26 protein-coding genes are annotated in these 26,368 nt (G+C 63.9%); 8 read left to right on the forward strand and 18 right to left on the reverse strand.

Features of this window, described 5'->3' with window-relative positions; all coding sequences use genetic code 11:
- Nucleotides 1-204: 204 nt before the first annotated feature.
- Nucleotides 205-2,142 (reverse strand): threonine--tRNA ligase, encoded by a 1,938-nt coding sequence (gene thrS / locus C8N34_RS16635; RefSeq protein ID WP_108129722.1) that lies wholly within the window; start codon nt 2,140-2,142, stop codon nt 205-207.
- 162 nt (nt 2,143-2,304) lie between these two features.
- On the opposite strand from thrS, the gene C8N34_RS16640 reads away from it, so the two are divergent.
- From C8N34_RS16640 to C8N34_RS16650, 3 genes are all read left to right on the forward strand, one after another.
- The gene (locus C8N34_RS16640; protein WP_108129723.1) at nt 2,305-2,973 is read left to right on the forward strand and encodes a DNA-3-methyladenine glycosylase I; all 669 of its coding nucleotides are present in this window, start codon (nt 2,305-2,307) and stop codon (nt 2,971-2,973) included.
- Between the two features lie 45 nt (nt 2,974-3,018).
- A complete protein-coding gene (locus C8N34_RS16645) occupies nt 3,019-3,762 on the forward strand; it encodes an alpha/beta hydrolase (protein ID WP_108129724.1) in 744 nt (247 codons plus the stop codon).
- 127 nt (nt 3,763-3,889) lie between these two features.
- On the forward strand, nt 3,890-4,591 hold the full coding sequence (locus C8N34_RS16650) for an alpha/beta fold hydrolase (RefSeq protein ID WP_108129725.1): 702 nt from the start codon (nt 3,890-3,892) through the stop codon (nt 4,589-4,591).
- Here C8N34_RS16650 and phaZ read toward each other — a convergent pair whose 3' ends face one another.
- Nucleotides 4,592-5,863: a polyhydroxyalkanoate depolymerase gene (gene phaZ / locus C8N34_RS16655; RefSeq protein WP_108129726.1), complete on the reverse strand. Its 1,272-nt coding sequence runs from the start codon at nt 5,861-5,863 to the stop codon at nt 4,592-4,594.
- A 99-nt stretch (nt 5,864-5,962) separates the two neighbouring features.
- On the opposite strand from phaZ, the gene phaC reads away from it, so the two are divergent.
- The 4 genes from phaC (at nt 5,963) to C8N34_RS16675 (ending at nt 10,060) form a co-directional block, all read left to right on the forward strand.
- Nucleotides 5,963-7,756 carry a class I poly(R)-hydroxyalkanoic acid synthase gene (phaC, locus tag C8N34_RS16660; protein ID WP_054302762.1) on the forward strand — a complete coding sequence of 598 codons (1,794 nt, stop codon included), beginning with the start codon at nt 5,963-5,965 and terminating at the stop codon, nt 7,754-7,756.
- Nucleotides 7,757-7,907: 151 nt separating this feature from the next.
- Complete coding sequence (locus tag C8N34_RS16665) at nt 7,908-8,363, forward strand: phasin family protein (protein WP_054302763.1); 456 nt, start codon at nt 7,908-7,910, stop codon at nt 8,361-8,363.
- 143 nt (nt 8,364-8,506) lie between these two features.
- Entirely contained in the window at nt 8,507-9,070 is a 564-nt protein-coding gene (phaR, locus tag C8N34_RS16670; protein ID WP_108129727.1) for a polyhydroxyalkanoate synthesis repressor PhaR, read from the forward strand.
- A gap of 21 nt (nt 9,071-9,091) precedes the next feature.
- Nucleotides 9,092-10,060 (forward strand): LysR family transcriptional regulator, encoded by a 969-nt coding sequence (locus C8N34_RS16675; RefSeq protein ID WP_108129728.1) that lies wholly within the window; start codon nt 9,092-9,094, stop codon nt 10,058-10,060.
- Here the strand turns inward: C8N34_RS16675 and C8N34_RS16680 are convergent.
- The 16 genes from C8N34_RS16680 to C8N34_RS16755 form a co-directional block, all read right to left on the reverse strand.
- A complete protein-coding gene (locus C8N34_RS16680) occupies nt 10,057-11,244 on the reverse strand; it encodes a DegT/DnrJ/EryC1/StrS family aminotransferase (protein ID WP_108129729.1) in 1,188 nt (395 codons plus the stop codon). The genes C8N34_RS16675 and C8N34_RS16680 overlap by 4 nt on opposite strands.
- A gap of 113 nt (nt 11,245-11,357) precedes the next feature.
- Nucleotides 11,358-12,659 (reverse strand): NAD(P)/FAD-dependent oxidoreductase, encoded by a 1,302-nt coding sequence (locus C8N34_RS16685; RefSeq protein ID WP_108129730.1) that lies wholly within the window; start codon nt 12,657-12,659, stop codon nt 11,358-11,360.
- Nucleotides 12,660-12,666: 7 nt separating this feature from the next.
- Nucleotides 12,667-14,022 carry a glutamine synthetase family protein gene (locus tag C8N34_RS16690; protein WP_054302768.1) on the reverse strand — a complete coding sequence of 452 codons (1,356 nt, stop codon included), beginning with the start codon at nt 14,020-14,022 and terminating at the stop codon, nt 12,667-12,669.
- Between the two features lie 30 nt (nt 14,023-14,052).
- Nucleotides 14,053-14,739 carry a type 1 glutamine amidotransferase gene (locus tag C8N34_RS16695; protein WP_108129731.1) on the reverse strand — a complete coding sequence of 229 codons (687 nt, stop codon included), beginning with the start codon at nt 14,737-14,739 and terminating at the stop codon, nt 14,053-14,055.
- Between the two features lie 69 nt (nt 14,740-14,808).
- A complete protein-coding gene (locus tag C8N34_RS16700) occupies nt 14,809-16,143 on the reverse strand; it encodes a glutamine synthetase family protein (protein ID WP_054302814.1) in 1,335 nt (444 codons plus the stop codon).
- A gap of 205 nt (nt 16,144-16,348) precedes the next feature.
- Nucleotides 16,349-17,176 carry an ABC transporter permease gene (locus C8N34_RS16705; protein WP_054302770.1) on the reverse strand — a complete coding sequence of 276 codons (828 nt, stop codon included), beginning with the start codon at nt 17,174-17,176 and terminating at the stop codon, nt 16,349-16,351.
- Nucleotides 17,173-18,054 carry an ABC transporter permease gene (locus C8N34_RS16710; RefSeq protein ID WP_108129732.1) on the reverse strand — a complete coding sequence of 294 codons (882 nt, stop codon included), beginning with the start codon at nt 18,052-18,054 and terminating at the stop codon, nt 17,173-17,175. The genes C8N34_RS16705 and C8N34_RS16710 overlap by 4 nt, the downstream gene beginning before the upstream one ends.
- A gap of 75 nt (nt 18,055-18,129) precedes the next feature.
- Nucleotides 18,130-18,849: a transporter substrate-binding domain-containing protein gene (locus C8N34_RS16715; RefSeq protein ID WP_054302772.1), complete on the reverse strand. Its 720-nt coding sequence runs from the start codon at nt 18,847-18,849 to the stop codon at nt 18,130-18,132.
- 74 nt (nt 18,850-18,923) lie between these two features.
- On the reverse strand, nt 18,924-19,724 hold the full coding sequence (locus C8N34_RS16720; protein WP_054302773.1) for an ABC transporter ATP-binding protein: 801 nt from the start codon (nt 19,722-19,724) through the stop codon (nt 18,924-18,926).
- A gap of 137 nt (nt 19,725-19,861) precedes the next feature.
- Entirely contained in the window at nt 19,862-20,629 is a 768-nt protein-coding gene (locus tag C8N34_RS16725) for a phosphate/phosphite/phosphonate ABC transporter substrate-binding protein (RefSeq protein ID WP_108129733.1), read from the reverse strand.
- Entirely contained in the window at nt 20,626-21,066 is a 441-nt protein-coding gene (locus tag C8N34_RS16730) for a tellurite resistance TerB family protein (RefSeq protein WP_108129734.1), read from the reverse strand. The genes C8N34_RS16725 and C8N34_RS16730 overlap by 4 nt, the downstream gene beginning before the upstream one ends.
- A 36-nt stretch (nt 21,067-21,102) precedes the next feature.
- Nucleotides 21,103-21,399, reverse strand: coding sequence for a DUF1330 domain-containing protein (locus tag C8N34_RS16735; RefSeq protein WP_108129735.1), 297 nt, complete (start codon nt 21,397-21,399; stop codon nt 21,103-21,105).
- Nucleotides 21,399-22,310, reverse strand: a complete 912-nt coding sequence (locus C8N34_RS16740; protein WP_242013822.1) for a PhzF family phenazine biosynthesis protein — start codon at nt 22,308-22,310, stop codon at nt 21,399-21,401. Before C8N34_RS16740 ends, C8N34_RS16735 begins: the two co-directional genes overlap by 1 nt.
- Nucleotides 22,307-23,083: a 23S rRNA (adenine(2030)-N(6))-methyltransferase RlmJ gene (rlmJ, locus tag C8N34_RS16745; RefSeq protein WP_108129736.1), complete on the reverse strand. Its 777-nt coding sequence runs from the start codon at nt 23,081-23,083 to the stop codon at nt 22,307-22,309. Before rlmJ ends, C8N34_RS16740 begins: the two co-directional genes overlap by 4 nt.
- A 56-nt stretch (nt 23,084-23,139) precedes the next feature.
- Nucleotides 23,140-25,149, reverse strand: a complete 2,010-nt coding sequence (locus C8N34_RS16750) for an NADPH-dependent 2,4-dienoyl-CoA reductase (protein WP_108129737.1) — start codon at nt 25,147-25,149, stop codon at nt 23,140-23,142.
- Between the two features lie 80 nt (nt 25,150-25,229).
- A complete protein-coding gene (locus tag C8N34_RS16755) occupies nt 25,230-25,667 on the reverse strand; it encodes an RbsD/FucU family protein (RefSeq protein ID WP_108129738.1) in 438 nt (145 codons plus the stop codon).
- Between the two features lie 72 nt (nt 25,668-25,739).
- Between C8N34_RS16755 and C8N34_RS16760 the strand changes: the two genes are divergently transcribed.
- A complete protein-coding gene (locus C8N34_RS16760) occupies nt 25,740-26,354 on the forward strand; it encodes a hypothetical protein (protein WP_108129739.1) in 615 nt (204 codons plus the stop codon).
- The last annotated feature ends 14 nt before the right edge of the window (nt 26,355-26,368 follow it).

Consider the following 26,368-nt stretch of genomic DNA (forward strand, 5'->3'; position numbering starts at 1 on the left):
CATCAGACATCCCGCGGCGGAATTACCGTGGGCCGTGCAGCCAGGTCTTCCAATTCTCCGGCTGCCTGTCCGGCAGAAGGCGGTCGAAAGTCTGTCGTCACTTGATCCATGATGACACGGGCTTGGTAAAAATCAAGAAAATAGCTTGGGCGGCCAATGGACCGCCCAATTCTTCAGGTCTTCAGCAGCACGTCCGGGCGAACGTCAGGGCATCTGCCCTTCCTTGGCCAGTTGCGGGATGATCTGGTCCAGCGCAACGGTTTCCGTGCGCGTCTCGCCCAGACGCCGCACCGATACTGAACGATCTTCCACCTCTTTCATGCCGATGGCAAGGATCACGGGCACCTTGCCGACGGAATGTTCACGGACCTTGTAGTTGATCTTCTCGTTCCGGGTATCCGCCTCGGCCCGGATGCCCGCCGCTTTCAGCGCGGCGACCACCTCATGCACATAGGCATCGGCGTCCGAAACGATGGAGGCGACAACGACCTGCCGCGGGGCCAGCCAGAACGGCAGCTTTCCAGAATAGTTCTCGATCAGGATGCCGATGAAGCGCTCGAACGAGCCCAGAACGGCGCGGTGCAGCATGACGGGGCGATGCTTGGCGCCATCCTCGCCAACATATTCCGCATCCAGCCGCACAGGCAGGTTGAAATCGGCCTGGAACGTGCCGCACTGCCATTCGCGCCCGATCGCATCGGTCAGCTTGAAGTCGAGTTTCGGCCCGTAGAACGCCCCGTCGCCGGGGTTGATCTCATAGGGCAGGCCAAGGCTTTCAATGGCCTTTTGCAGCGCATTCTCGGCCTTGTCCCAGATTTCGTCGCTGCCCACACGCACATCGGGACGGGTGGACAGTTTGATGTCGAACTTCTCGAACCCCAGGTCGCGGTAAACCGACGACAGCAAGCCGATGAAGCCCGCGCATTCGGCCTCGATCTGATCCTCGGTGCAGAAGATATGCGCATCGTCCTGCGTGAAGCCACGCACCCGCATCAGCCCGTGCATGGAGCCGGAGCTTTCATAGCGGTGGCACGACCCGAATTCGGCCAGCCGCAGTGGCAGGTCACGGTAGGATTTCAGGCCCTGATTATAGACCTGCACATGGCAGGGGCAGTTCATGGGCTTCAGCGCATTGATGCGCTTTTCCTTGGCGCCTTCCTCGTCCACCTCGACGATGAACATGTTCTCGCGATAGGCTTCCCAGTGGCCGGATTTCTCCCACAGCACGCGGTCAACCACTTGCGGCGTCTTGATTTCCTTGTAATCCGCCTGCCGCAGCCGCTTGCGCATATAGTCTTCCAGCGTGCGATAGACGGTCCAGCCATTCGGATGCCAGAACACCATGCCCGGCGCCTCTTCCTGAAGGTGGAACAGGTCCATCTCGCGGCCCAGCTTGCGGTGGTCGCGTTTTGCGGCCTCCTCCAGCATCGTCAGATGCGCCTTGAGGTCGTCGCGGTTGCGGAATGCCACACCATAGATGCGTTGCAGCATCGGGCGCGTGGCATCGCCCAGCCAATAGGCGCCAGCGACATGCGTGAGCTTGAAGGCATCGGCCGGAACCTGGCCCGTGTGTTGCAGGTGCGGGCCACGGCACAGATCCTGCCAGTCGCCATGCCAATACATGCGGATGTCCTGATCTTCGGGAATCCGGTCCAGCAGCTCCAGTTTGAACGGTTCGCCCTTGCCGCGATAATATTCGACGGCGCGCGCGCGGTCCCACACTTCGGTTTTCACCGGCTCGCGGGCGTTGATGATCTGCTTCATCCGCGCCTCGATCTGGCCGAGGTCTTCGGGCGTGAAGGGTTCTGCGCGGTCGAAATCGTAGAACCAGCCATAGTCGCGGACCGGGCCGATGGTGACTTTCACATCGGGCCAGATCTCCTGCACGGCACGCGCCATGATATGCGCGAGGTCGTGGCGGATCAGTTCCAGCGCCTGTGCCTCGTCCTGCATCGTGTGGATGGCGATGGTCGCATCCGCCGGGATCGGCCATTGCAGATCCCAGTGCGCGCCGTTCACCGTCGCGCTGATCGCCTTTTTCGCAAGGCTGGTGGAAATGGCGGCAGCCACTTCAGCAGGCGTGACGCCCGTCGTGAAGTCGCGCTTGTTGCCATCGGGGAATGTCAGGGAAATCTGGCTCATGGCCATCCTCCTCGTCGGTTTGGCGCCCACGGAACGCCCGGTTGCGGGTATGTCGGCGCGGTTTTGCGCCCTGTGCGGGGCGGCGTCAAGCCACTGTCGCGCCTTCTTGCCGGGCGCGGGCGGTTCTGCCACGCTGGACCGACCAGGTGGGGGAGGGTGGCGATGCGCAGCTTTGATGAAATTCTGACCATCGCGGCGGCCCGTAAGGGTAGCGCCGAGGCGGTTCTTGCTGGCGCCACGCCGGTGAAACCGGCTGCCGAACTTGCCGCCATCCCGGGGGACCGCTGGCTTGCCTCCATGGCGCGCGGCATCTTTCAGGCGGGCATAAGCTGGACGGTGGTCGATGCCAAATGGCCTGGCATCGAAGCGGCTTTTAGCGGCTTCGATGTGGGCCGCGTGTCGATGATGGACGATGCGTGGTTTGATGCGCTGCTGGCGGATACCCGTGTCATCCGCAGCGGACCGAAGATTGCGGCGATCCGTGACAATGCCGCGTTCATCCGTCGGGCCAACGAAGCCGAAGGCGGTTTCGCCCGCCGTATCGCCGACTGGCCGGTGGAGGATTATGTCGGCCTGTTGGACTGGCTGACGAAGAATGGCAGCCGTCTGGGCGGCAATACCGGCGCCTACCTGCTGCGGTGGATGGGCAAGGAAAGCTTCATCCTCTCGCAGGATGTGGTGGCGCGGCTGGTGGCGGAAGGCGTGGTGGACACGGCGCCCAAGTCGAAGAAGTCCATGCTGCCGGTGCAGGCGGCGTTCAACCAGTGGCGGGCCGAAAGCGGGCGAAGTTTCAACGAAATCGGCCGCGTTCTGGCGCAGAGCATCGGTTGAGCCGTTCCGCGCGCCTCTGCTAAGACTCGGGCAAAGGAGAATGCCATGCCCGAATTTCTGACCACGCCGCAAGGCCGCCGCATCGCCTATCACCGCACAGCGGGAAAGGGGCCGGGGGTGGTGTTCCTTGGCGGGTTCAAATCTGACATGACGGGCACCAAGGCAGTACATCTGCAAGCCTGGGCCGAGGCGCAGGGCCGTGCCTTCCTGCGGTTCGATTATTCCGGCCATGGCCAATCCTCTGGCGATTTTCTGGATGGCTGCATCGGCGACTGGGCCGAAGATGCGATTGCGGCAGTGGCCAGCCTGACCGAGGATGCGCAGATCCTGGTCGGCTCGTCCATGGGGGGCTGGATGGCACTTCTGGTAGCGCGCGCCATGCCGGAACGGATCGCCGGGCTGATCGGTATCGCCGCCGCGCCGGATTTCACCGAAGATCTGATGTGGGCGGGCTTTACCGAAGCCGAACGCGCCGCAGTGATGGCCGGGCGGCTGGAGCAGCCCTCGGAGTATTCGGACGAGCCCTACGTCATCACACGCAAGCTGATTGAGGACGGCCGTAACCGGCTGGTCCTGCGCACCCCCCTGCCGCTGCCTTTCCCGGTGCGGCTGTTGCAGGGCACGGCGGATGTGGATGTGCCTCCTGCGGTGGCGCTGCGCCTTCTAAATCATGCCGAAAGCCCTGACCTGCGGCTCTGTCTGGTGAAGGGGGCGGATCACCGCTTCTCGACGCCCGAATGTCTTGATCTGATCACGGCCAGCCTTGGCGAGATTGACGCGGTCCTTTGACCGCTGTGGCGCAAATGCCCGCCGTCGCCGCCGCGCGAAGGGGCACTCTGGTCCGCGCGGGGGCCTTGCAGTAACCTTGTCGGCAACACCGCCCTCAGACGCGGTGATCCACAAGGTCTTGAGGCCCATGAACGAGCCGGTCATCCTGATTCCAGGGCTGCTTTGCGACGCCCGTGCCTTTGAACATCAGATCCTGCATCTGTCGCGGCACCGACCTGTGATGATCGCCCAGCCGCAGGGCCATACGGTCGAGGAAATGTCAGCCGCGCTCGTCCCGCAACTGCCGCCCCGGGCGGTTGTGGTAGGGCAGGGGCTGGGCGGCGATGTGGCGCTGGATGTTCTGCGGCGCGCGGGCGACCGGATCAGCCGGATAGCGCTGATCTCTACCGATCCGCTGGCCGAACCCGCAAATATCGCTGCCGCGCGCGAGGCGCGCATGGTGGCCGCGCGCGCGGGGCGGCTGTTTCAGGCGGTGGCAGAGGAATACCCGCTGGACGAAGCCGGGCCACGCACGGGGGCCATGACCGCACTGTTGCGCGAGATGGCGGATCATCTGGGCGAAGGCGTCTACCTTGCGCAGTCGCGCGCCATGCAGCGGCGGCCAGACCAGCAAAAGACCCTGCGCCGCGCGACGGTGCCTGCCCTGATCCTGGGCGGTGCACGCGATACGCTGGTCCCGCCGCGGCGGCACGAGTTGGTGGCCGGGCTGATGCCCTTTGCCAAATTGCGGATGATTGAGGGGGCTGGGCACCTTCTGACGCTGGAAGCGCCCGAGGTGGTGACGGCCGCGCTGGAGGAATTCCTGCGCGGCCCGATGCTTCTGCGCTGATTACTTGGAAACGGCGAGCTTCACTGGCGCTTTCGCCGGTTTGCCGGAATTGGCGTCGATGAAGCTCAGCACGAGCGGACGAATATTCAGGCGCCAGGACTTGCCCGCGAAGATGCCGTAATGGCCTGCGCCGGGTTCAAGGTGCTGCGCCTTTTTCGACTCGGGCAGGTTGGTCAGCAGCTTCAGCGCAGCAAGGCATTGACCGGGGGCCGAGATATCATCCTTCTCGCCCTCGACGATCTTCACGGCGACATTGGTGATCGCGCCCATGTCGACCTTCTTGCCCGCCACGGTAAAGACGTTGCGCGCGATTTCGCGGTTCTTGAAGACGCGCTCCACCGTCGAGAGATAGAATTCTGCGGTCATATCCATCACCGCCAGATATTCATCGTAGAAGCGGTTGTGGGCATCGTGGTCCGACGACTCGCCACGCGCGGCGCGCATGATCTGGTCGGTAAATGCCTTGGAATGCCTTTCGGCATTCATCGACATGAACCCCGCGAGTTGCAGCAGCCCCGGATAGACCAACCGCCCGGCGCCCTTGTATTTGAAGCCCACACGCTGAATCGCCCATTGCTCCAGCTGGCCCATTGTGACCCGACGACCGAAATCGGTCACTTCTGTCGCGGCGGCATCCGGGTCCACCGGCCCGCCCATCAGTGTCAGCGAGCGCGGCTGGGCAGCGGGGTCTTCTGCGGCGAGATACGCGGTGGCGGCCAGCGTCAGCGGCACCGGCTGACACACGGCGATGACATGGGTGTCAGGCCCGAGGTGGCGCATGAAGTCGACCAGATAAAGCGTGTAATCCTCGACATCGAATTTCCCGGCCGAAACCGGGATGTCGCGGGCATTGTGCCAGTCGGTGACATAGACATCGGCATCGGGCAGCAGGCTGGCGACGGTCGGGCGCAGCAGCGTGGCGTAGTGGCCCGACATCGGCGTGACGACGAGGATCTTGCGGGCCATCGGCGGGCGGCGGCGCACGAAGAACTGGATCAGGTCGCCAAAGGGCTTTTCTACCACCTGCTTGATGTCGACGAGGTGATCCTGCCCGTCCGGCCCGACGATCGAACGGATGCCCCAGTCGGGCTTGGCGACCATGCGACCGAAGGTCCGCTCGGTCACCTCGCCCCATGCGGCGGTGAGGTTGACAAGCGGATTGGTGGAAAGTGCGAAAGCCGGGTAAGAGGCCATGGCCCGTGCGGTTGCCCCAAGCCATTCATTTGTGTTGCGGGCAGTTTCCATAAGGTCGTAAGTCGCCATATACTTCATCGCGTCTCCTTGCCCGTTGGGGCCGTGGCTCTGCCGCGCAACCCCGGAAGGCAGGCGGAAATGCTGCATGCGCAAAAACTTTAGGGGGGAATTGTTGATATGACAACCGAGACCAAGGACGATGACGCACGGCTGGAACGGCTCAATGCGAATCTTGTCAGGGTCGACGAGTTGTCGAGGCGCCTTGCAGCGGCGCTAACACATCGCAAACAGGTTGATATGTCGCTTCATGGCCCCTCTCAGGAGGTCTATTTGAAGGCGGCGGCGGCCTATGTTGCTGAAATGATGCAGGACCCCTCGAAAATCATCGAACAGCAGGTCGGCTACTGGGGGAAGACCCTGAAACACTATGTGCAGGCGCAGCATGCGCTGGCGCAGGGAGAATTGAAGGCTCCGGCAGACCCCGGCCCGAAGGATCGCCGATTCGGCAACCCGCTCTGGGACAGCCACCCGTTCTTCAATTACCTCAAGCAGCAATATCTGATGAATGCCGAGGCGATCAGCGGCGCTGTTTCCGGTATCGAAACGCTGGATGCCACTGACAAGAAGCGGATCGAGTATTTCTCGCGCCAGCTGGTCGATATGTTCTCGCCCACCAATTTTCTTGGCACCAACCCTGACGCGCTGGAGCGCGCGGTGGCAACCGATGGCGAAAGCCTGGTGCGGGGGCTGGAAAACCTGGTGCGCGATATCGAAAGCAACCATGGCGATCTTCTGGTCACGCTGGCGGATCGTGATGCGTTCCACGTTGGCGAGAATATCGCCACCGCGCCGGGATCGGTGGTTTTCCGCAATCACATGCTGGAACTGATCCAGTATACCCCGACGACCGAGAAGGTGCATCAGACCCCGCTGCTGATCTTCCCGCCGTGGATCAACAAGTTCTACATCCTCGATCTGAAGCCTGCCAACAGCCTGATCCGCTGGATCGTCGATCAGGGCTTTACCCTGTTCGTGGTCAGCTGGGTCAACCCGGATGCGAGCTATGCCGATGTCGGCATGGATGATTACATCCGTGACGGCTATATGGCGGCGATCAACGAGGTGAAGCAGATCACCGGCGAAAAGCAGATCAACGCGGTGGGCTATTGTATTGCGGGTACGACGCTGAGCCTGACGCTGGCCCATATGCAGAAAACCGGCGACAAGTCGGTGAAATCGGCGACGCTGTTCACCACACTGACTGATTTCAGCGATCAGGGCGAGGTCGGGGTTTTTCTCAACGACGACTTCATCGACGGAATCGAGCGGCAGGTTGCTGTCGACGGGGTGCTGGACAAGTTCTTCATGAGCAAGACCTTCAGCTTCCTGCGCTCGAACGACCTGATTTATCAGCCTGCCATCAAAAGCTACATGATGGGCGAGGCGCCGCCTGCTTTCGACCTGCTGTTCTGGAACGGCGACGGGACAAATCTTCCGGCGAAGATGGCGGTCGAATACCTGCGCGGCCTGTGCCAGCACGACGAATTTGCCCGCCAGGGCTTTCCGGTCTTTGGCGAGCGGGTTCGGCTGGCGGACGTCAAGGTGCCTCTGTGCGCGATTGCCTGCGAGACCGACCATATCGCCGCCTGGAAAAGCAGCTTCAACGGCGTGCGGCAGATGGGGTCGAAGGACAAGACCTTTATCGTCTCGGAAAGCGGCCATATCGCGGGCATCGTCAATCCGCCGTCGAAAGGGAAGTACGGGCATTACACCAATGATGCCCAGATGACCTCGGCGGACGAGTGGATGCAGGGCGCAACCTTCACGCCCGGAAGCTGGTGGCCGCGCTGGGGAGAGTGGCTTGCAGCGCGGTCGGGCAAGATGATTGCTGCCCGCGTGCCGGGCGATTCGACCAATCCGGTACTGGCACCTTCGCCTGGCACCTATGTCGCCGCAGTCCCAAGTCTCTGAATCGGATATCTATTGTCGTTCCGCCCGGCTCTGCAACCTCTGATTTTGCTGCGTCGCAGAAATTTCACTTGATTTTCTGCGGTGCAGCATTTATGTAGGTGGTCAGGAAACGGCACTGCTTCAGTGCAGACCCGATAGATGGAGCACTAGTATGACCAAGACCCCCGACATGACCAAGATGGTTCAGGACATGATGGCTGCGTTCCCGGTGGACGGCACCGCGTTCCAGAACGCCTTCAAGACCCAGGCCGCCATGGGTGAAAAGCTGACCAAAGTGGCTCTGGAAGCCGCTGAAAAGTCGACCGAGATCACCTCGAAATGGGCCAAGGACACCATCGCCAAGATGGCCGACGCCTCGAAAGCCAAGGCTGACGTCGCCGAATACGGCAAAGCCGCTTCGGACTTCGCTTCGTCCGCTGCCGAGATGGCTGCCGAGAACATGGCCGCTTTCGCCGAGATCGCCAAGAAAGTTCAGATGGAAACCGTCGAACTGATGCTGGCTGCTGGCAAGGACGCTTCGGAAGAAGCTCAGGCTGCCGTGAAGAAAGCCACCACCGAAGCGACCGCTGCGGTGAAGAAAGCTGCTTCGGCTGCTGCCGCGAAGTAATTCTTCGCGCGCATTCCCGGCCTCTCCTCCCTGCCGGGAGAATGCGCAGGGGCGGGCTTCGGCCCGCCCTTTCTTTTTGCTTTCCTTTTCCGCTGCGCCTGCCCTAATCTTCTCTGCAAGCGCATAAAAGGGGAGGCGCCGCCATGGCCAACACCGAGAAGCCGCTGCTGATCAAACGCTATGCCAGCCGCCGTCTCTATAATACCGAAACCAGCGATTATGTGACGCTGGAAGATATTGCCGGATTCATCCGCGCCGGGCGCGAGGTGCAGATCGTCGATCTGAAATCGGGCGATGACCTGACCCGTCAGTACCTGCTTCAGATCGTGGCCGAACATGAAAGCAAGGGCGAAAGCGTCCTGCCGATCAACGTGCTGACCGATCTTGTCCGCAGCTACACCACCGAAATGCAAAGCGTGGTGCCGCATTTCCTCGCGGCCTCGTTCGAGATGCTGCGCGACGGCCAGTCCAAGATGCTGGAGAATTTCAGCAGTTTCCCCAACCCGATGAGCGCGATGCCGGGGTTCGAGGCGATGCGCAAGCAGCAGGAAGCCTTCATGAAATCCATGATGGGCGGGTTGCCTGCCTGGGGCACGACGGCGCCGGGCCGCGAGGCGGATGACGACAAGCAGGGATCTTCTGCCGAAGAACTGGCACAGATCCGCAAGCAACTGGCCGATCTGCAATCCAAGCTGTCCAAGCTTTGATGCCCTGATCCCGGTGCGGCGATGAACGACACCCAGAGCCGCATTTCCCTGTGGGGGGTCGAAATCTTTCTGGCAACCGCCGAAGCCGGGTCGATTTCTGCAGCGGCGCGGCGGCTTGGGGCGAGCACATCGACCCTGAGCCAGCAACTTGCCGGGCTAGAGGGCGTTCTGGGGGTGACGTTGCTGGATCGCGGCGCGCGCCCGATGAGGCTGACCTCAGCGGGGCGCGTCTTTCTGCGGCACGCCCGCAGCATGCTGGACAGCGCGACGGCCGCCCGTGCCGAACTGGCGCTGGCGGATCTGTCGGGGCTGCCCCGCCTGCGTCTGGGCGTGATCGAGGATCTGGACGCCGATGTCACGCCGCGCCTGCTGACCGCGCTTTCGGCGCAGTTTCGCAACAGCCGCTTCCTGCTGGAAACCGGCGCGAGCCATCGCCTTCTGGAGCAGCTTTCCGCCCGTGCGCTGGATATGGTGATCACCGCCGACCCGGGGCTTGCCCGCAACGCCGAGCCGGGGGAGGAAAGCTATCCTCTGCTGGCAGAGCCGTTTGTGGTCGCCATTCCTCGGGGAACGCCGACCGATGCGCTGGCCGACACGCTGCGCGGGCTGCCGCTGATCCACTATTCCGCGCGGCATCTGATGGGGCGGCAGATCGCGGCGCATCTGGCCGGCCAGAGCCTGACACTGGCGCATCGGTTTGAACTGGACAGCTATCACGCCATTCTGGCGATGGTCGCGGCAGGGCAGGGCTGGACGATCCTGACCCCGCTGGCTTTGCACCATGCCGCGCGCTTCCTGCCCGAGGTGGAGGTCTGCCCGCTTCCTTTCGGGGGGCTGGAACGGCGGATCGTGCTGTCAGCCCGCAGCGGCGCCTTGCAGACCATGCCGGGGCAGGTGCGCGAGCATGTGCAGGCCCTGCTGGCCGAGGCGGTGATCGCCCCGGCGCTGCTGCGCTGGCCCTGGCTCGACGGGCAGTTGCGGCTGCTTTAGCCCTTCAAATCCGCTGCCGCGGCGACCAGTGCCTCGGCAATGAAATCCAGTTCCGCCCGGTTCAGCCGGGTCGGCAGCCGCACATCACAGGCGCGCATCAGCATGGCCCGGGTCTGCGGCAGCTCTGGCAGGTCACCAAGGAATTGCCAGTTCCAGAAGGCGCGGGCGTTATCATCGCTGAGACCGAAGACCTGCACCGACACGCCGCGTGTCTTCGCGGCGGTCTGGAATGCGCGCGCTTCGGCATCAGTCTCAAAGCCCACGAGGTTGAACTGAATCGAATCCGGCGCGCGCTCCTCCGGGGCCAGCGGCGCGGGCACTGACAGCCAGGGCGAGCGGTTCAGCGCCTCCGCCACATGGTCATGGTTCTCGCGCCCCTTTTCGACACGCCGTGCCAGTTCCGGCAGTTGCGGGCGGATGACGGCGGCAGACAGGTTCTGCATCCGCATATTGTAAAGCGGTAGCTTGTTCTGCCACAGCATATAGCTGTTTTGCAGGCCCGGATGCTTCTTCCAGTTGTGCTCGTAGGCGCCCGACATGATGACCGCACGAGCTGCCAGTTCGGGATCGTCGGTGATCAGGATGCCACCTTCGCCGGCGTTGATCATCTTGTAAGACTGAAAGCTGAAACAGCCGATCTTGCCGAAGGTGCCGATATTGCGGCCATGCCAGGTGGTGCCGAGGCTATGCGCCGCATCCTCGACCACCGGCACGCCCGCAGCATCGCAAAGCTGCATGATCGCGTCCATGTCCGCGGTATGTCCGCGCATGTGGCTGATGATGACCGCCGCCGCGTCGGGCAGCTTGGCGGCGAAGTCGTCCATGTCGACGCGATAGTTCTCGCCCACCTCGACCAGAACGGGGGTGCAATCGGCATGCACCACGGCCGAGGGCACAGCGGCGAAGGTGAACGCCGGGATCAGCACCCTGGCGCTGCGCGGCAGGTCCAGCGCCTTCAGCGACAAAAAGAGCGCAGCGGAACAGGACGATACCGCCAGCGCATAGCGCGCGCCCAGAAGCTCGGCGAATTCCGCCTCCAGCAGCGCGACCGGGGCACCTTCCGGCGCTGTGTATCGGAACAGATCGCCCGAAGCGAGCAGCGCCTCGATTGCCGCGCGCGCGGCCTCGGGGATCGGTTCGGCGTCATAAACATTGGGCGGGGCGATCTGTCCGTCAGCGGCCATATTCGGCTTTCCTGAAACTTTTCTTCGGAAAACCTGTAAGCGCTATGCCCCGCCAACGCCAGCAACAACTGCATGACAAGGCGTCGGGCCGGGGCTTTCCGCCGACCGGCGCGTCAGATTCCCAGCCGGTCGCGCAGAGAAAACCACGTCATCGCGGCCACCAGCATTGGCCAGCGCAGCGCGACGCCGCCGGGGAAGCGCGGCTGCGGCAATGCGGCCATCAGGTCGAACCGCTCCGCCTGCCCGCGCAGCGCCTCGGCCATCAGCTTGCCCGCCAGTGTCGCCATCGCGACGCCGTGGCCGGAAAATCCGGAGGCCGACAGGATGTTGCCGGTGACGCGGGTAAAGCAGGGCAGGCGGTTCATTGTGATCGCCAGTGTCCCGCCCCATGCGTAGTCAATCTTCGCATCGCGCAGTTGCGGGTAGACCTCCAGCATCGGTTTCGACACCGTTTTCACGATGTCGGGGAACTTCCAGCCATAGCTTTCGCCACCGCCGAACAGCAGGCGGTTGTCTTCGGACAGGCGCCAGTAATTCACCACGAATTTGGTATCTGCCACCGCAACGGGTTGTGACAGGATTTCTGCCGCGCGGTCGCCCAAAGGCTCGGTCGCGACGATGAAATTGTTGATCGGCATGACCTTGGCCGCCACCTGCGGCTCCAGCCCGCCGAGATAGCCGTTGCAGGCCAGAACCACATGATCCGCGACGACGCGGCCATGATTGGTGGCGACGGTCGCCGGGGCACCCTTGTCGATCCGGTGCACGGGGCTGGTCTCATGGATCACCGCCCCTGCAGCCATCGCCGCCTGCGCGAGGCCCAATGCATAGTTCAGGGGATGCACATGCCCGGCGCCCCAGTCGATTTCGCCGCCCTTGTAGGCGTCCGACCCGATCAGCGCGCGGATGCCCGCATGGTCCAGCACCTCCAACTGATCATAGCCGTAATCGCGGCGCAGCTTTTCGGCATAGGCATGGGTATGGCGGACCTCGCGGTCATGCCAGCAGGCATGGGCAACGCCGGGATGGAAGGTGCAGGGCATCGCGTGATCGGCGATCAGGCTCTTGACCAGCGCCTTGGCCTCCTCCGCCAGAACCCAGTAGCGGCGGGCGTTTTCACGCCCGGCGATCCGCTCCATTTCTTCCTGGTCAAGCCGCTGGCCGCTGCCGACCTGCCCGCCATTGCGGCCCGAGGCGCCAAAGCCCACGCGATGCGCCTCCAGCACCACGACGCGCAACCCGGCTTGCGCCAGATGCAGCGCGGCGGAAAGGCCGGTATAGCCCGCGCCGATCACGCAAATATCGGCGCGCACCTCGCCCCGCAGCTCGGGGAAGGGGGCAAGCTCGGCCTTTGTCGCAGCATAGAAGCTGGCCGGGTAGTGCCCCGGCCGGTCATTTGCGTAGAGAAGGTTCATGCGGGCCTCAGACGTTCAGCAGAAGATGCTCACGCTCCCACGGACTGATGACTTGCAGGAACTCTTTGTATTCATTGCGCTTCACGCTGTCGTAGACACCGCAGAACGTGACGCCCAGCACCTCGCGCAGCGGGCCGTCCTCTTCCAGAAGGTCCAGTGCATCGCCAAGGTTATAGGGGATGTCGTCGCTGTCGATATAGGCGTTGGTCGTGCATTCGGCACGGGGCATCTTCTTTTCCTTCAGCCCCAGATAGCCGCAGGCGAGGCTGGCGGCGATCCCCAGATAGGGGTTGCAGTCCATGCCTGGCAGCCGGTTTTCCACCCGCCGCGCAGCGGGGCCGGAGATTGGTACACGCAGGCCGGTGGTGCGGTTATCGCGGCCCCATTCCAGATTGATCGGCGCCGCGAAGTCGGGAACATAGCGGCGATAGCTGTTCACATAGGGCGCGAGCAGCGCGATGGCCGCCGGAAGGTGGTTCTGCATCCCGGCGATGAAGTGCAGGAACTCCAGCGTCTCGCCGCCCTCGGCATCGGAAAAGATATTGGCGCCGGTTGCCGTATCCACCACAGAGTGATGGATATGCATGGCCGATCCCGGCTCGCCCGCGATGGGCTTGGCCATGAAGGTGGCGAAACAGTCATGGCGCAGCGCCGCCTCGCGGATAAGCCGCTTGAAGAAGAAGACGTCATCGGCCAGGCGCACCGGATCGCCATGGGCAAGGTTCAGTTCGATCTGCCCTGCGCCGCCTTCCTGAAGAATACCGTCAATCTCCAGCCCCTGCGCCTCGGCGAAATCATAGATGTCGTCGATGACCTTGCCATATTCATCCACCGCCGACAGGCTGTAGGCCTGTTTCTGCGCGGCGCGGCGGCCGGTGCGGCCCATGGGCGGTTGGATCGGCTGGTTCGGGTCGGTGTTGCGGGCGGTCAGGAAGAATTCCATCTCGGGCGCGACAACCGGGGTCCAGCCCTCGGCCTTGAACAGATCGACCACACGTTTCAGCACGTTGCGCGGGCTGAAGGCAACCGGATTGCCCTGCTGGTCCTGCGCGTCATGGATCACCTGAAGCGTGACATCGGCGGTCCAGGGCGCGGCGGTCGCGGTGCTGAAATCCGGCACGAGGATCATGTCGGGCTCGGTGAACGCATCGAAAGGATTGTCGGCCCATTCGCCGGTGATGGTTTGCAGGAAGATCGAGTTCGGCAGGAAATAGCTGGTCTGCTTGCCGAATTTCGCGGCCGGCATCGCCTTGCCGCGCGCCACACCGGCGACGTCGCCGATCACGCATTCCACCTCGTCCACGCGGCGGTTGGCAATATAGTTCCGGGCTGCCTCGGGCAGCTTGCTCGTCCAATCGGACATGGGTCACACTCTGGTTTTGGCCCTGTGGCCTCAGTTTTCCCCGCGAGGGGCTTTGAAAAATGCGGCAATCCGACGCGCAATGGTCTGGTCATGGATCGGCGTTCCAAGACGCGCGCCCGCCCTGGCCATCACCTCGTCCGGCACAACGCCCTTGCCGCGCGTCTTCATCAGCCCGTCCACAAATTCGTCGCGGAATTCGGGATGGGCCTGCACTGTCAGCGCCCGGTCATCATAGACCAGAGCGGCATTTTCGCAGAAGGCATTGCTGCCGATGACCTCGGCGCCTTCGGGCCGTTCAACCACCTGATCGCGGTGCCAGGCGTTCAGGGTCAGCGTCTCGTCGCCAAAGGCATAATCGGTCGGGCCGACTGCCCAGCCTCCGCCAAACCGTTCCACCTTGCCGCCAAGCGCCTGTGCGATGATCTGATGGCCGAAACAGATACCGACCATGGGCACATGTTCGGCATAGGCGCGGCGGATGAAGTCTTCCAGCGGCTTGATGAAGGGATGATCCTCGTAGGCGCCATGGCGCGAGCCGGTGATCAGCCAGCCGTCACAGTCATGCACATTGGCGGGAAACTCCATGTCGACCACGCGATAGGTGCGGAAGTCGAAGCCGTTGCCATCCAGCAGGCGGGCAAACATGTCGGGGTAATCCCCCATCTGCGGCGCAAGCGCGTCAGGGGCGAAGCCGGTTTGCAGAATGCCGATGCGCATGGATAACCTGTGTCAGTGATACGGAAAATGTAGCAACCTGCCCCCCCTGACGGCAAGGGGGGCAAGGCATCACACGGTGTCGAGATAAAGCTCGACCTGCTCCTCGGGGCTGAGTTCCGCTAGGTAATGCAGCTCCTGCCGTTTGGTCAGCACGAGATTGTGGATCAGGTCGGGCGGCAGGATGCGCGGCATGATCGTCGAATTTTCGAAGGCGTCGATCGCTTCGGCCCAGTTCGCCGGGATCTGCGGCAGGTCCAGCGCATAGGCATTGCCGGTGATCGGCGAAGGCGGCTCCATCTCGTCCTCAATGCCGACAAGCGCGGCACCAAGGATGGTGGCAAGCATGAGGTAGGGGTTCACGTCCCCACCCGCCACCCGATGTTCCACCCGCCGGGCCGAGGGGCTGCCCGCCGGAATGCGGATCGCGGCGGTGCGGTTCTCGTAGCCCCAGGCAATCGCGGTGGGCGCATGCTTGCCCGGCACCAGCCGGTCATAGCTGTTCTGATGCGGCGCGAAGATCAGTGTGCTGTCATGCATCGCATGCAGGCAGCCCGCCACCGCCTGACGCAGCGCCGCCGTGCCCTTCGGCCCGCCGCTGTCAAAGATATTGTCACCGTCCTTGTCGATCACGCTGAAATGGGTGTGCAGCCCCGAGCCGGAATATTCGGCATAGGGTTTTGCCATGAAGCTGGCGGCAAAGCCGTGACGGCGGGCCAGCCCCTTCACCAGCATCTTGAACAGCCATGCGTCATCCGCCGCACGCAGCGGATCGTCGCAATGCATCAGGTTCATCTCGAACTGGCCCAGCCCGGTTTCCGATGTGGTGGTATCGGCCGGAATGTCCATCGCCTCGCAGGCGTCGTAAAGATCGGTGAAGAAAGTGTCGAAAGCGTCCAGCGCGCGGATCGAGAGTGTTTCCGCCGCTTTGCGCCGCTTGCCAGACCGGGGCGAGGCGGGCACCTGCATGGTCTTGCCGCTGTCGTCGATCAGAAAGAATTCCAGCTCCATCGCGCAGACCGGGGTCAGGCCGCGTGCCTTGTAGCGGTCGACCACCGCGCGCAGGGCATGGCGCGGATCACCGTCATAGGGCAGGCCGTTTTCGCGGAACATCCAGATCGGCAGCAGCGCGGTCGGGGCCTCCAGCCAGGGCATTGGCATGAACCCACGTTCGGTGGGCTTCAGCACGCCATCCTGATCGCCCTGTTCAAAGACCAGCGGGCTGTCGTCGATATCCTCGCCCCAGATGTCGAGGTTCAGGACCGAGAACGGGAAGCGCGTGCCGTTCTTCACCACATTCTCGGCAAAGCGGGCGGGGATGCGCTTGCCGCGCGCCTGTCCGTTCAGGTCTGCCGCCGCCACCCGGATCGTGCGGACCTCGGGGTGTTTACGAAGCCAATCCTTCATACTCATCGTGTCGTTCAAGACCGTCAGGCGCCGGTTCACCGTCGTGGGCCCTCGCGCCCGCCGGGGTGAGAGCCATGCCCTTGGCCCTTTCTCCCTTGTTTGATCCTTGCCATCCACGCCCGCCCGACGGGGCAGGGGACGCCATATGCCCCGCAGGGCGCACGGTTCGGGCGACGGCCCGAAGAATTTGATCAAATAATGGATACTATCGGATCAGCCTCGGACGCAAGCGAATTTTGCTGCGAATGTTCGATGGCAGGTGCCGGTTCAGCCTCCGGTTCACGATTCCGAACAAAAGGATCAGCGTCGCGGTCAACATGATGAAATAGAAGGCGACGATCGGATAGGGCACGAAAGGGTTGAACGTCTTGTCCGCGAAGTAGTTCGCGTAATAGAGCGCATCGCCCCTTTGCTGGAACGCCGGGAAGCCGGAAAAGAACACCAGCGTGGTGGCGTGGAACAGAAAAATCGCCTCGTTGGTATAGGCAGGCCAGGCCAGCCGCAGCATGGTAGGCCACTGGATGCGGCGGAACTTGGACCAGCCATGGATGCCGTAAGCCTCGGCCGCCTCCAGATCGCCTTTCGGCACCGACATCAGGGCGCCATAGAAGATCTCGGCGGCATAGGCGGCGGTATTGAGGAACAGCACGATCAGCGCGCCTGCCCATGCGCTTGTCAGCCAGTTGGTCGCAATATGCAGCCCGAAAATGTCGATTCCGCCGCGCGGCAGCATCACCAGTGCCGAATAGGCAAGGAAGAACTGGATGAACAGCGGCGAGCCGCGGAACACGAAGATGAACCATTCAGCCGGTTTGCGCGCCCATGGGTTGTGCGAGGCCTTCGCCATGGCCAGCGCATTGGCGAAGAAGAAGCCGAACATCAGCGCCAGCGCGCCGAAATAGATGTTCCAGATCAGGCCGGAGCCGATCAGGGTGAATTGCTGGCACAGGGTGAAATCGCTGCGTGGCAGCAGTTTCTCGCCATAACCGAGGCTGCGGAAGGCATAGGCGCCAATGGTTTCCCAGCAGGTCATTGCGCGGCCCTCCGCATCGCCTCGCCAGCGGCGGTGGCCTGGCCATGGTTCAGTCGTGCCGACAGACGGCCCAGCAGGATTTCGGAAACGCGCGTCATACAGAGATAGGCCACCAGCAGGAAGAGGAAATACCACAGCCGCCAGTCGGGATGCGGATAGGCATAAGCCTGGGTTTTGGCGCTGCCCAGTTCGCGCGCCCAATAAACGATGTCCTTGACCCCCAGGAGAAACAGCAGCGGCGTCGCCTTGATGAGGATCATCCACAGGTTCGACAGGCCCGGCAGCGCATAGGTCCACATCTGCGGCACCAGAATGCGGCGGAACACCTGACGGGGTGTCATGCCATAGCTTTCGGCGGTTTCAAGCTGCGCGCGGGGCACTGCATTCATGGCCCCATAAAGCACGTTCGCCGCGAAAGCCCCGAAGACGATTGAGAAGGTAAAGACCGCCAGCGCAAAGCCGTAAAGCTGGTGCCAGATCTGCGACGATGACCCCAGCGGCACCTTGGCCTGCGGGCAGACGCGGAATTCCAGCCCCTGGCGGATCGGCTCTTTCCAGTCCGGGCAGACCACCTGATGCTTCATCCACTCGATCCCCTGATCAAGGGCGATGACGAAGAACATGAAGAACACGATGTCCGGCACGCCGCGCACCATGACGATGTAAATCTTGCCCAGCCAGCTGACCGGCGCGATATGGCTGCGCGCCGCCATGGCGCCGCCAAACCCGAAGGCCAGCGCCGTGGGGGCGGTGACCGCAAGCAGGGTCAGAACCGTCAGGAACGAGGTGTAGAAGCCAAGATGCTTGCCGGAGGTCAGATAGCACAGAAGCCAGCCGAAGCCTTCCAGCGCCTTGGGGTCGGCGCAAAAGCTGAACATGGGTGACAGATCGCTGGGGCCGCGCGGGGCAGGTCGGAACACCCCGCCGGACGAACCGGCGGGGCAGGGGCGAAATCAGAACAGCGGCGTATCTTCGCCGAAGTGCTTTTTCAGCGCGGCGTTCAGGGTGCCGTCGGCTTTCATCGACTGGATCGCGGCGGTGAATTTCTCGCGCAGTTCATTGTCGCTTTGACGGAAGCCGAGGCCGACACCGCCGCCCAGTTCCACATCGTCGCCCACGAACATCAGTTCGCCGTTCGACTGCTCGACATAGGGCTTCAGGAAGTCCTTGTCGGCAAACACTGCGGCCGCCTCGCCGTTGCGGACGGCGGCGATGGTTTCGTCGGGGGTGGCGAATTCCAGCAGGGTCGCGCCGGATTCGGCGACATAGCCCGCCTGAATGGTGCCGACCTGCGCCGAGACCACGCCCTTGATGTCAGCGCCCGCATCCGAGGCCACATAGGCCGAAGCGGCCGGGGGGAAGTAGTTCTCCGAGAAGCTGATGACCTTCGAGCGTTCGTCGGTGATGCTCATGCCCGCGATGATGACATCATAGTTGCCCGATTGCAGGTTCGGGATGATCGAATCCCAGTCGTTCGTCACCCATTCGCAGGTCAGTTCGGCGCGCTTGCACAGTTCGTCGCCCACTTCACGCTCGAACCCGGCGACCTGGCCGTTGTCGTCGATGAAGTTGAAGGGCGGATAGGCGCCCTCGGTGCCCAGACGCACGGTCTGCGCGGCAGCCGCACCGCCGGTCAGCGCCAGAAGCGCGGTGGCAAGAAGCAGTTTCTTCATTGTTGGTCTCCCCTTGGTGATCTGATTTCTTTTTGGCCCGGAACGGCGGCGCAATCCAGCGTCAGGCGATGGTTTCAGGCCATTGTGGCTGAAAGGAAGCCGCGCAACCGTTCGGTCTGCGGATTTCCGAAAAGCTGGTCGGGCGGGCCTTCCTCCTCGATCCGGCCCTGATGGAGGAAGACGACGTGATCGGACACATCGTTGGCCATCTTCATGTCATGGGTCACGATGATCATGGTCCGGCCTTCCTCGGCCAGCGCCTTGATCACCTTCACCACTTCCTGCTCAAGTTCGGGATCCAGCGCCGATGTCGGTTCATCGAACAGCAGGGCGCGCGGCTCCATGCACAGGGCGCGGGCGATGGCGGCGCGCTGCTGCTGGCCACCGGAAAGCTGCGCGGGCCAGGCATCGGCCTTGTCGGCAATGCCAACCTTGGCCAGATATTCACGCGCCTTCGCCTCGACCTCTTTCGGGTCGCGTTTCAGTACGGTCAGCGGTGCTTCCATGACGTTCTGGAGGATCGTCATATGGGCCCAGAGGTTAAACTGCTGGAAAACCATCGACAGATTGGTGCGGATACGCAGAACCTGTGCCTTGTCAGCCGGGTGACGGTGCAGGCCGGTACCCTTCCAGTGGACGGCTTCACCCTCGAACAGGATGTCGCCCTGCTGGCTGTCTTCCAGCAGGTTGCAGCAGCGCAGCAGCGTGGATTTGCCAGAGCCGGACGACCCGATCAGCGAAAGCACATGGCCTTTCGGTGCGGTCATTCCGACACCCTTCAGCACCTCCAGCGGACCGTAGGATTTATGAAGATCTCGGATCTCGATGACCGGAACGCTGGCGTCCGGGGCGGGCGTAAGTTGGTCGGCAGTCACGGTTTCTCGCTTGTCGTTGGCCTGTCAGGGCTCCCTTGACGGTCGAGTAGTGCGGAATTCGTGGTGCATTGCAACGTCAATTGTGTCGGAACAAACAGAGTTGCCTGCAAAATGGGCAATCTGCCCGTTCATTTCGGTCAGCCCTGCGCCAAAGCGGGCGGTGGCGGGATCGGCACGGCAAGATAGTCGGCAGAGGGAATCTGGATCAGCCCGCACAGGCCAAGCGCGGCCCGGTCATCCGGCGGCAGGGTGACAATGGCCTCGGCCACGGCGGCGGCCAGAGGCGCGGGATCGGTGCCCCGCGCGGTGACATAGGGCAGGCCGGGCGTGGGGGCGGTCTGGCCGATCACGCGCAGGCGTGCTGCCACCTCCGGCTCCCACCGCAGCAAAAGCCGCCATGTCACCGCATCAAGGCTTGCCCAGTCTGCCCGGCCTTCCGCCACAGCACGGGCAGAGGCGGCATGACCGCCGGTTTCCAGCGCGGGGCGGATCGTCAGGCCAAGGGCCGTCATATGGTTTGCGGCGGCGGCCCAGCCCGATTGCGAGCGCGCTTCGTTGAAGGCGAAGGCTGCATCGGCAAAATCGGCCAGTTCCGCGCGCGGATCATCGCCGCGCGCGACCAGGACGCTGCGATAATAGCCGGGCGGGCAGCCTTCCACCCCAAAATCAGGGGTGCCGACCAGCGTCACCACCTCCTTCAACTCGGTGCGATAGGGCATGCCGCAGGTCTGCGAGAGCAACAGGTCGGGCGAATGCCAGCCCGCCCACCAAGCGCGGTCGTCACGGGTCAGTGCCTCGGGTGCCTCGATCCCGCGTTTGCGCAGCCCGTCGCGGATCAGCGACCAGTAAAGATCGGTCGGGCCGCGCAACTCGGGCCGGTCATACATGCCAAGGGCGGCGATCATTGCGCGGCCTCGGCCCGTTGCCGGGCCTGTGCCGATTCGACATCGGTCAGCCCCAGCAGATTGGCGATGAGCCGCAGCATCTGATCCTCGTCATCCGAACGCTGCCCGTCAGCAAGCGCCACGGTCCAGAGACCCTCGACCAGCGCCGCCCGCGACTCCAGCGGCACGGCCTCCTTGAGCGCGCGGGTAAAGCGCACGGTATCGGGGGCGGAGGCTTCCAACGCCTCTGCCTCTGCGCGCAGCGCGGCGGCGGCAAAGGGCGACATTCCATGTACGCGGGTCAGAACCGCGTCGATCCGCGATTGCTCGGCCGGGTCATACACACCGTCCGCACGTGCCACGCGCACCAGCAGCGCCGCGAGTGCCAGCTTTGCCTCATCTGCGCCCAGACGGGCCGGGGCGGGGACGGTCAGGCATCGCAGGAGTTTTTCGAACATGGTGCTTTCCGTTTTTCTGGCCCTGGCGGTTAGGCCTCAGGCGGCATCCCATCCTGCGACAATCATCACATCCGCGCGCGAGACGGGTTCGCGCAGCGCCTTCGCGGCCTGATATTCCGGGCTGTGATAGCAGGCGCGGGCAGTCTCGAGATCGGCGAATTCGATCACGACCGTGCGGGATTTCGCGCTGCCCTCGACGACCTGCTGCTCGCCGCCCCGCACCAGAAAGCGCGCGCCGTATCGGGCGAAGGGCAGGGCGTTTGCCTGGCGATAGGCCTCGTAGGCCTCGGCATCGTCGATTTCGACATGGGCAACCCAATAGGCTTTGGTCATCACGCGCCTCCCGGTATGCGAATACGGCCCTGCGACACGGGGACGGCGCTGCCGCGAATGCGGACTGCGGCAAGGCCGTCGGTCCCGTAATCGACCGTCATGGTCAGTTCGGAAGGCCGACCCATTTCGACGCCCTGACGCAGCCGGAACACCTGCGCGCCGCTGCGCAGAACCCGTGCGGCCCGCAGTTGCGCCGCCAGAATGGCAGTGGCCGAGCCGGTGGCGGGGTCTTCCGGGATGCCAGCGGTGGGCGAGAACATCCGCGCGCGGAAATCGCAATCTGTGCCTTCGGTGTAAAGATAAGCGCTGTCCACCCCGGCGCAATCCATGAGGCCGGACCAGTGCGGCTCTATCGGCCGGGCGCGGGCCAGCACATCCTGCGATGTGACGGGGACGTAAAGGAAGCTTGGGCCGCCCTGCCAGATACCGGGACGATGGGCGGCGAAACCGATGTCGGCCTCGTCAATGTCCAGCGCGCGGGCGATCAGGTCCGTGGGGGCCTGGCCGGGTGCGGCCTTGGGCAGCACCGGCGCCGTGAACTCGGCTTCCACGATAGCGCCACGCCGCGTCACCTGCACCGGCACCAGCCCGGCTTCCTCCTCCAGCACCAGATCGGCGCGGAAATCGCCGGGGCCATGGGCGCGGCTTGCCAGAAGAATTGCGCAACCGATGGTCGGATGCCCGGCAAAGGGGATTTCGGCCGTCGGGAAGAAGATCCGAACCCGCGCGGTATGCGCCGGATTCACCGGAGGCTGCACGAAGATCGTCTCGGACAGGTTGAACTCGCGCGCGATGACCTGCATCTGCCGTGCCGACAGCACGTCGGCCCCCAGCACCACGGCCAGAGGATTCCCGGCAAAGGGCGTTTCGGTGAAAACGTCCAGCGTATGAAATTCCAGCATATCGGTCATGGTGCCTTGAACAGCTTTGAAAGATCGGCGGCCGCCTCGGTCAACCCCCAGGGCGGGTTCACCACGAACATGCCCGAGCCGATCATGCGATGCCCCGGACGCACGGGCGGAAAACGCACCTCGTGGCGCAGGTGGTCGGGGTGGGTCTGCTCCAGCCGGTCCAGCATCTCGCGATGCGCGCCCGAAGTCAGGATCGGATACCAGAGCATCAGGATGCCCACATTCCATTTGCGCGCGATGGCGGCGAAATGTTTGGGGATGTTCTGGTAGTCCTCTTTAACCTCATAGGACGGATCGCAAAGCAGCAGCCCGCGCCGGGGCGTGGGCGGCGTCAGCGCCAGCGCGAGGTCAAAGCCGTCGCGTTTGTAGATATGGGCCGGGAAATCCGCCATCGCCCCGGCCAGCGCGGCATGTTCCTGCGGGTGCAACTCGGCCAGATGGATATTGTCCATGTCACGCAGCGACAGCGCCGCCACAAGCGGCGAGCCGGGATAGGCCATTTCCCCCCAGCGCCCGCGCACCGCGTTCAGCCGCTGACGGTAGGGATGGTCGGCGGGCAGACGGCGCTCCAGCACCGAAATGCCGCCTGCCGCCTCGCCGGTCTTCAGCGCCTCGTCGCTGCCTAGGTCATAAAGCCCGCGCCCGGCGTGCGTCTCGATATAGGTGAGCGGCTTGTCCTTCCCCACAAGATATTGCAGGGCTGAGGCCAGAAGCGCGTGCTTCTGCACATCGGCCGGGTTCCCGGCATGGTAGATATGTTGGTAAGACAGCATGGGTCAGGCGTAGCCCCGGCAGGGCTGCGCCGCAAGAGAAATAGCCGTGAGCGGCGTCACAGCCGCGCGGCGAGCCGCGTGCCCTGGTCAATGGCGCGCTTGGCATCCAATTCCGCGGCCACATCGGCACCACCGATGATATGGAAGGCACGGCCCGCAGCCTCCAGCGCCGGGGCAAGGCTTCGGTCGGGGTCTTGCCCGGCGCAGATCACCACCGTATCGACGGGCAGAACCTGCGGTTCACCGTTGAGGGTGACAGCAAGCCCCTCGGGCGTGATCGCCTCATAGGCCACCCCGCCCAGCATCTTCACGCGCTTCATCTGCAACGTGGCGCGGTGAATCCAGCCGGTCGTCTTGCCCAGCTTGCGCCCCGGCTTTTCGGGTTTACGCTGCAACAGCCAGACCTGCCGCGCGGGCGCTTCGGGCTGCGGCCCTTCCGGGGCAAGGCCGCCCGCCACCTGTGCCGGATCGCCGACGCCCCATTCGCGGCGCCAGAGCGCCGGGTCCAGCGCGGGGCTGATGCCGTGATGGGTCAGGAATTCGGCAACATCGAAACCGATGCCGCCCGCCCCCACGACCGCCACGCGCTTCCCGACGGGGGCACCCCGCAAGACATCGCGGTAGCCCAGAACCTGCGGCAGATCCTCGCCCGCGATTCCGGCGTGGCGCGGGGTGATGCCGGTCGCAAGGATGACCTCGTCAAAGCCCATCAGCATTTCGGGTGTTGCCTCGGTGTTCAGCCGCAGTTCGACGGTGGAGGCGGAGATGCTGGCCTCGAACCAGTCGATCAGCCCGCGAAACTCCTCCTTGCCGGGGATGCTGGCAGCCAGATGCAACTGCCCGCCCACGCGCGCGGCGCGGTCGAACAGCGCGACGACATGGCCGCGCCCGGCGGCAGTCAGCGCCGCAGACAGCCCGGCAGGCCCGGCACCGACTACGGCGATGCGGCGTGGCGCATCGGTTGGGGTGATCACCAACTCCGTCTCATGGCAGGCGCGCGGGTTCACAAGACAGGAGGTCAGCTTGCCGCTGAAGGTATGATCCAGACAGGCCTGATTACAGGCGATACAGGGCGCAATCTGCGCCGCACGGCCTGCCGCCGCCTTTGCCACGAAATCCGGGTCGGCAAGGAAGGGCCGCGCCATCGACACCATATCGGCCTGTCCACCGGCCAGCAGCCCTTCGGCCACATCCGGGGTGTTGATGCGGTTCGAGGTAATGACCGGAATGCCGACCTCCGGGCGCAAGCGCCCGGTCAGATGCGCGAAGGCCGCGCGGGGAACCGAGGTCGCGATGGTCGGCACCCGCGCCTCATGCCAGCCGATGCCGGTGTTCAGCACTGAAGCCCCCGCCGCCTCGATGGCTTTGGCCAGCGTCACGACCTCGTCCCAGGTGGAGCCATCGGGGATCAGGTCGATCAGCGAGATACGATAGATCAGGATCGCGTCGCCAATGGCGGCGCGCACCCGACGCACCACCTCCACCGGCAGGCGCATGCGGTTTTCGTAAGACCCGCCCCAGCGGTCGGTGCGACGGTTCACATGGGTTACGAGGAACTGGTTGAGGAAATAGCCCTCGGACCCCATCACCTCGACCCCGTCATAACCGGCCTCGATGGCGCGGGCGGCGGCGGTCACGATGTCGGCGATCTGTTTCTCGATCCCTTCCTCGTCCAGTTCCTTCGGCGGGAAGGGTGAGATCGGCGATTTGACAGCAGAGGCCGAGACGCATTCCGGGCCATAGGCATAGCGACCCGCATGCAGGATCTGCATGGCGATCCGGCCCCCCGCATCATGTACGCGGTCGGTGACGATGCGGTGGTTGGCGATGTCCTGGGCGGTGAACAGGCCCGCCGCGCCGGGAAACACCCCACCCTCGCGGTTGGGTGCCATGCCGCCGGTGACCATCAGCCCGACCCCGCCCCGCGCGCGCGTAGCGTAAAACTCCGCCACGCGGTTCCAGTCGCCGGTTTCCTCCAGTCCCGTGTGCATGGAGCCCATCATCACGCGGTTGGGCAGCGTCACGGCGCCGAGCGTGATCGGCGACAGAAGATGTGGATAGGTCATGCGGCTGGCTCCTCCCGTAGCGTGGGCAGACTGGCAAAGCCGCCCGCCGGTGTCACGGCCAACGCTGCGTCACGAACGGATCAGAACACCACGCCCATGCGGAGGATAAAGCAGCCGAAGGGGCGGTTTTCTGTGCAGCGGACCACGGCGTAACAGCCGGGGGCATGGGCGTAGAAGGCCTGCCGCTCGATAGATCGGGCCGCTGCACCTTCGGGCAGGGCGGGGCGCAGCACATCCAGCGCGTCGACATGAACCGGATCGGGGCGGTCGCCCGCGCCGTCGCGTTCCATCCACAGGGCCCCATAGTCGGTGAAGCCGTCCAGCGGCATCAGCTTGGTGATCAGGCGCAGCCCCTCGACCACATCAAGGCCCGCCAGATCAACCACGCGTCCGCTGCGGGTGGGCAGTGCGAAGGCCGGGTAATTGCTGTCCACCACCGCAAGCTCGTCGCCATGACCCATGCGCATCAGCACATCCAGCAGATCGGGCGTAACCCGCGGGTCGATCCCCTTCAGCATCGGCGCCTCCCTGCCGGTTGAGGCCGCGGCGGAAAGGGCGTATCCCCGCCGCGACTGGATTAGGAGCAAAGCATGGACGCAACGGCGGTGGAAGCCCTGTTTACCCGCAGCGACGGCAGCTATCTCTGTGCCCGCTGGGGACGCCCCATCGTGCCGGTGGTCTTTGGCGTCGAAGATGCGACGCTGTCGGTGGTAAAAGGCGCCATCGAGGCGGTGGTGACACTTGCCGGGCATCGCATGGCCGAGACCGATCCGGAACTTGGCGCCAATCTGATGGTGTTCTTCTTCCGCGACTGGGCAGAGCTGCCGCAGGTGCCGAACCTCGACCGGCTGGTGCCGGATTTGGCGCCGCTGTGTGAGCGTCTGGCGGCGGCGGGCGCAAACCAGTATCGCGCCTTCCGCTTTGACGAAGCGGGCGCAATCCGCGCGGTCTTCGTCTTCATCCGCATGGATGATGTGTTGTCCGAGATGCCTGCGGAGACGCTGGCGCTGTCGCAGGCGGCGCAGGTGATCCTGCTCTGGTCGGATACAGCCTTTGCCGGGATCTCGCCCCTGGCGCGGGTGGGCGAGGCTGTGGTGTTGCGCCCCGAGATCGGCGCGGTGATCCGCGCCGCCTATGATCCGGTGATGCCGGTCGTGGCGCGTGAGGCGAGCCATGCCCTGCGTCTGGCGGCGCGGATCGGATGAAGGGAAGGGGGCTT

This window comes from Gemmobacter caeni, from assembly GCF_003054195.1.
Taxonomy (GTDB): domain Bacteria; phylum Pseudomonadota; class Alphaproteobacteria; order Rhodobacterales; family Rhodobacteraceae; genus Gemmobacter; species Gemmobacter caeni.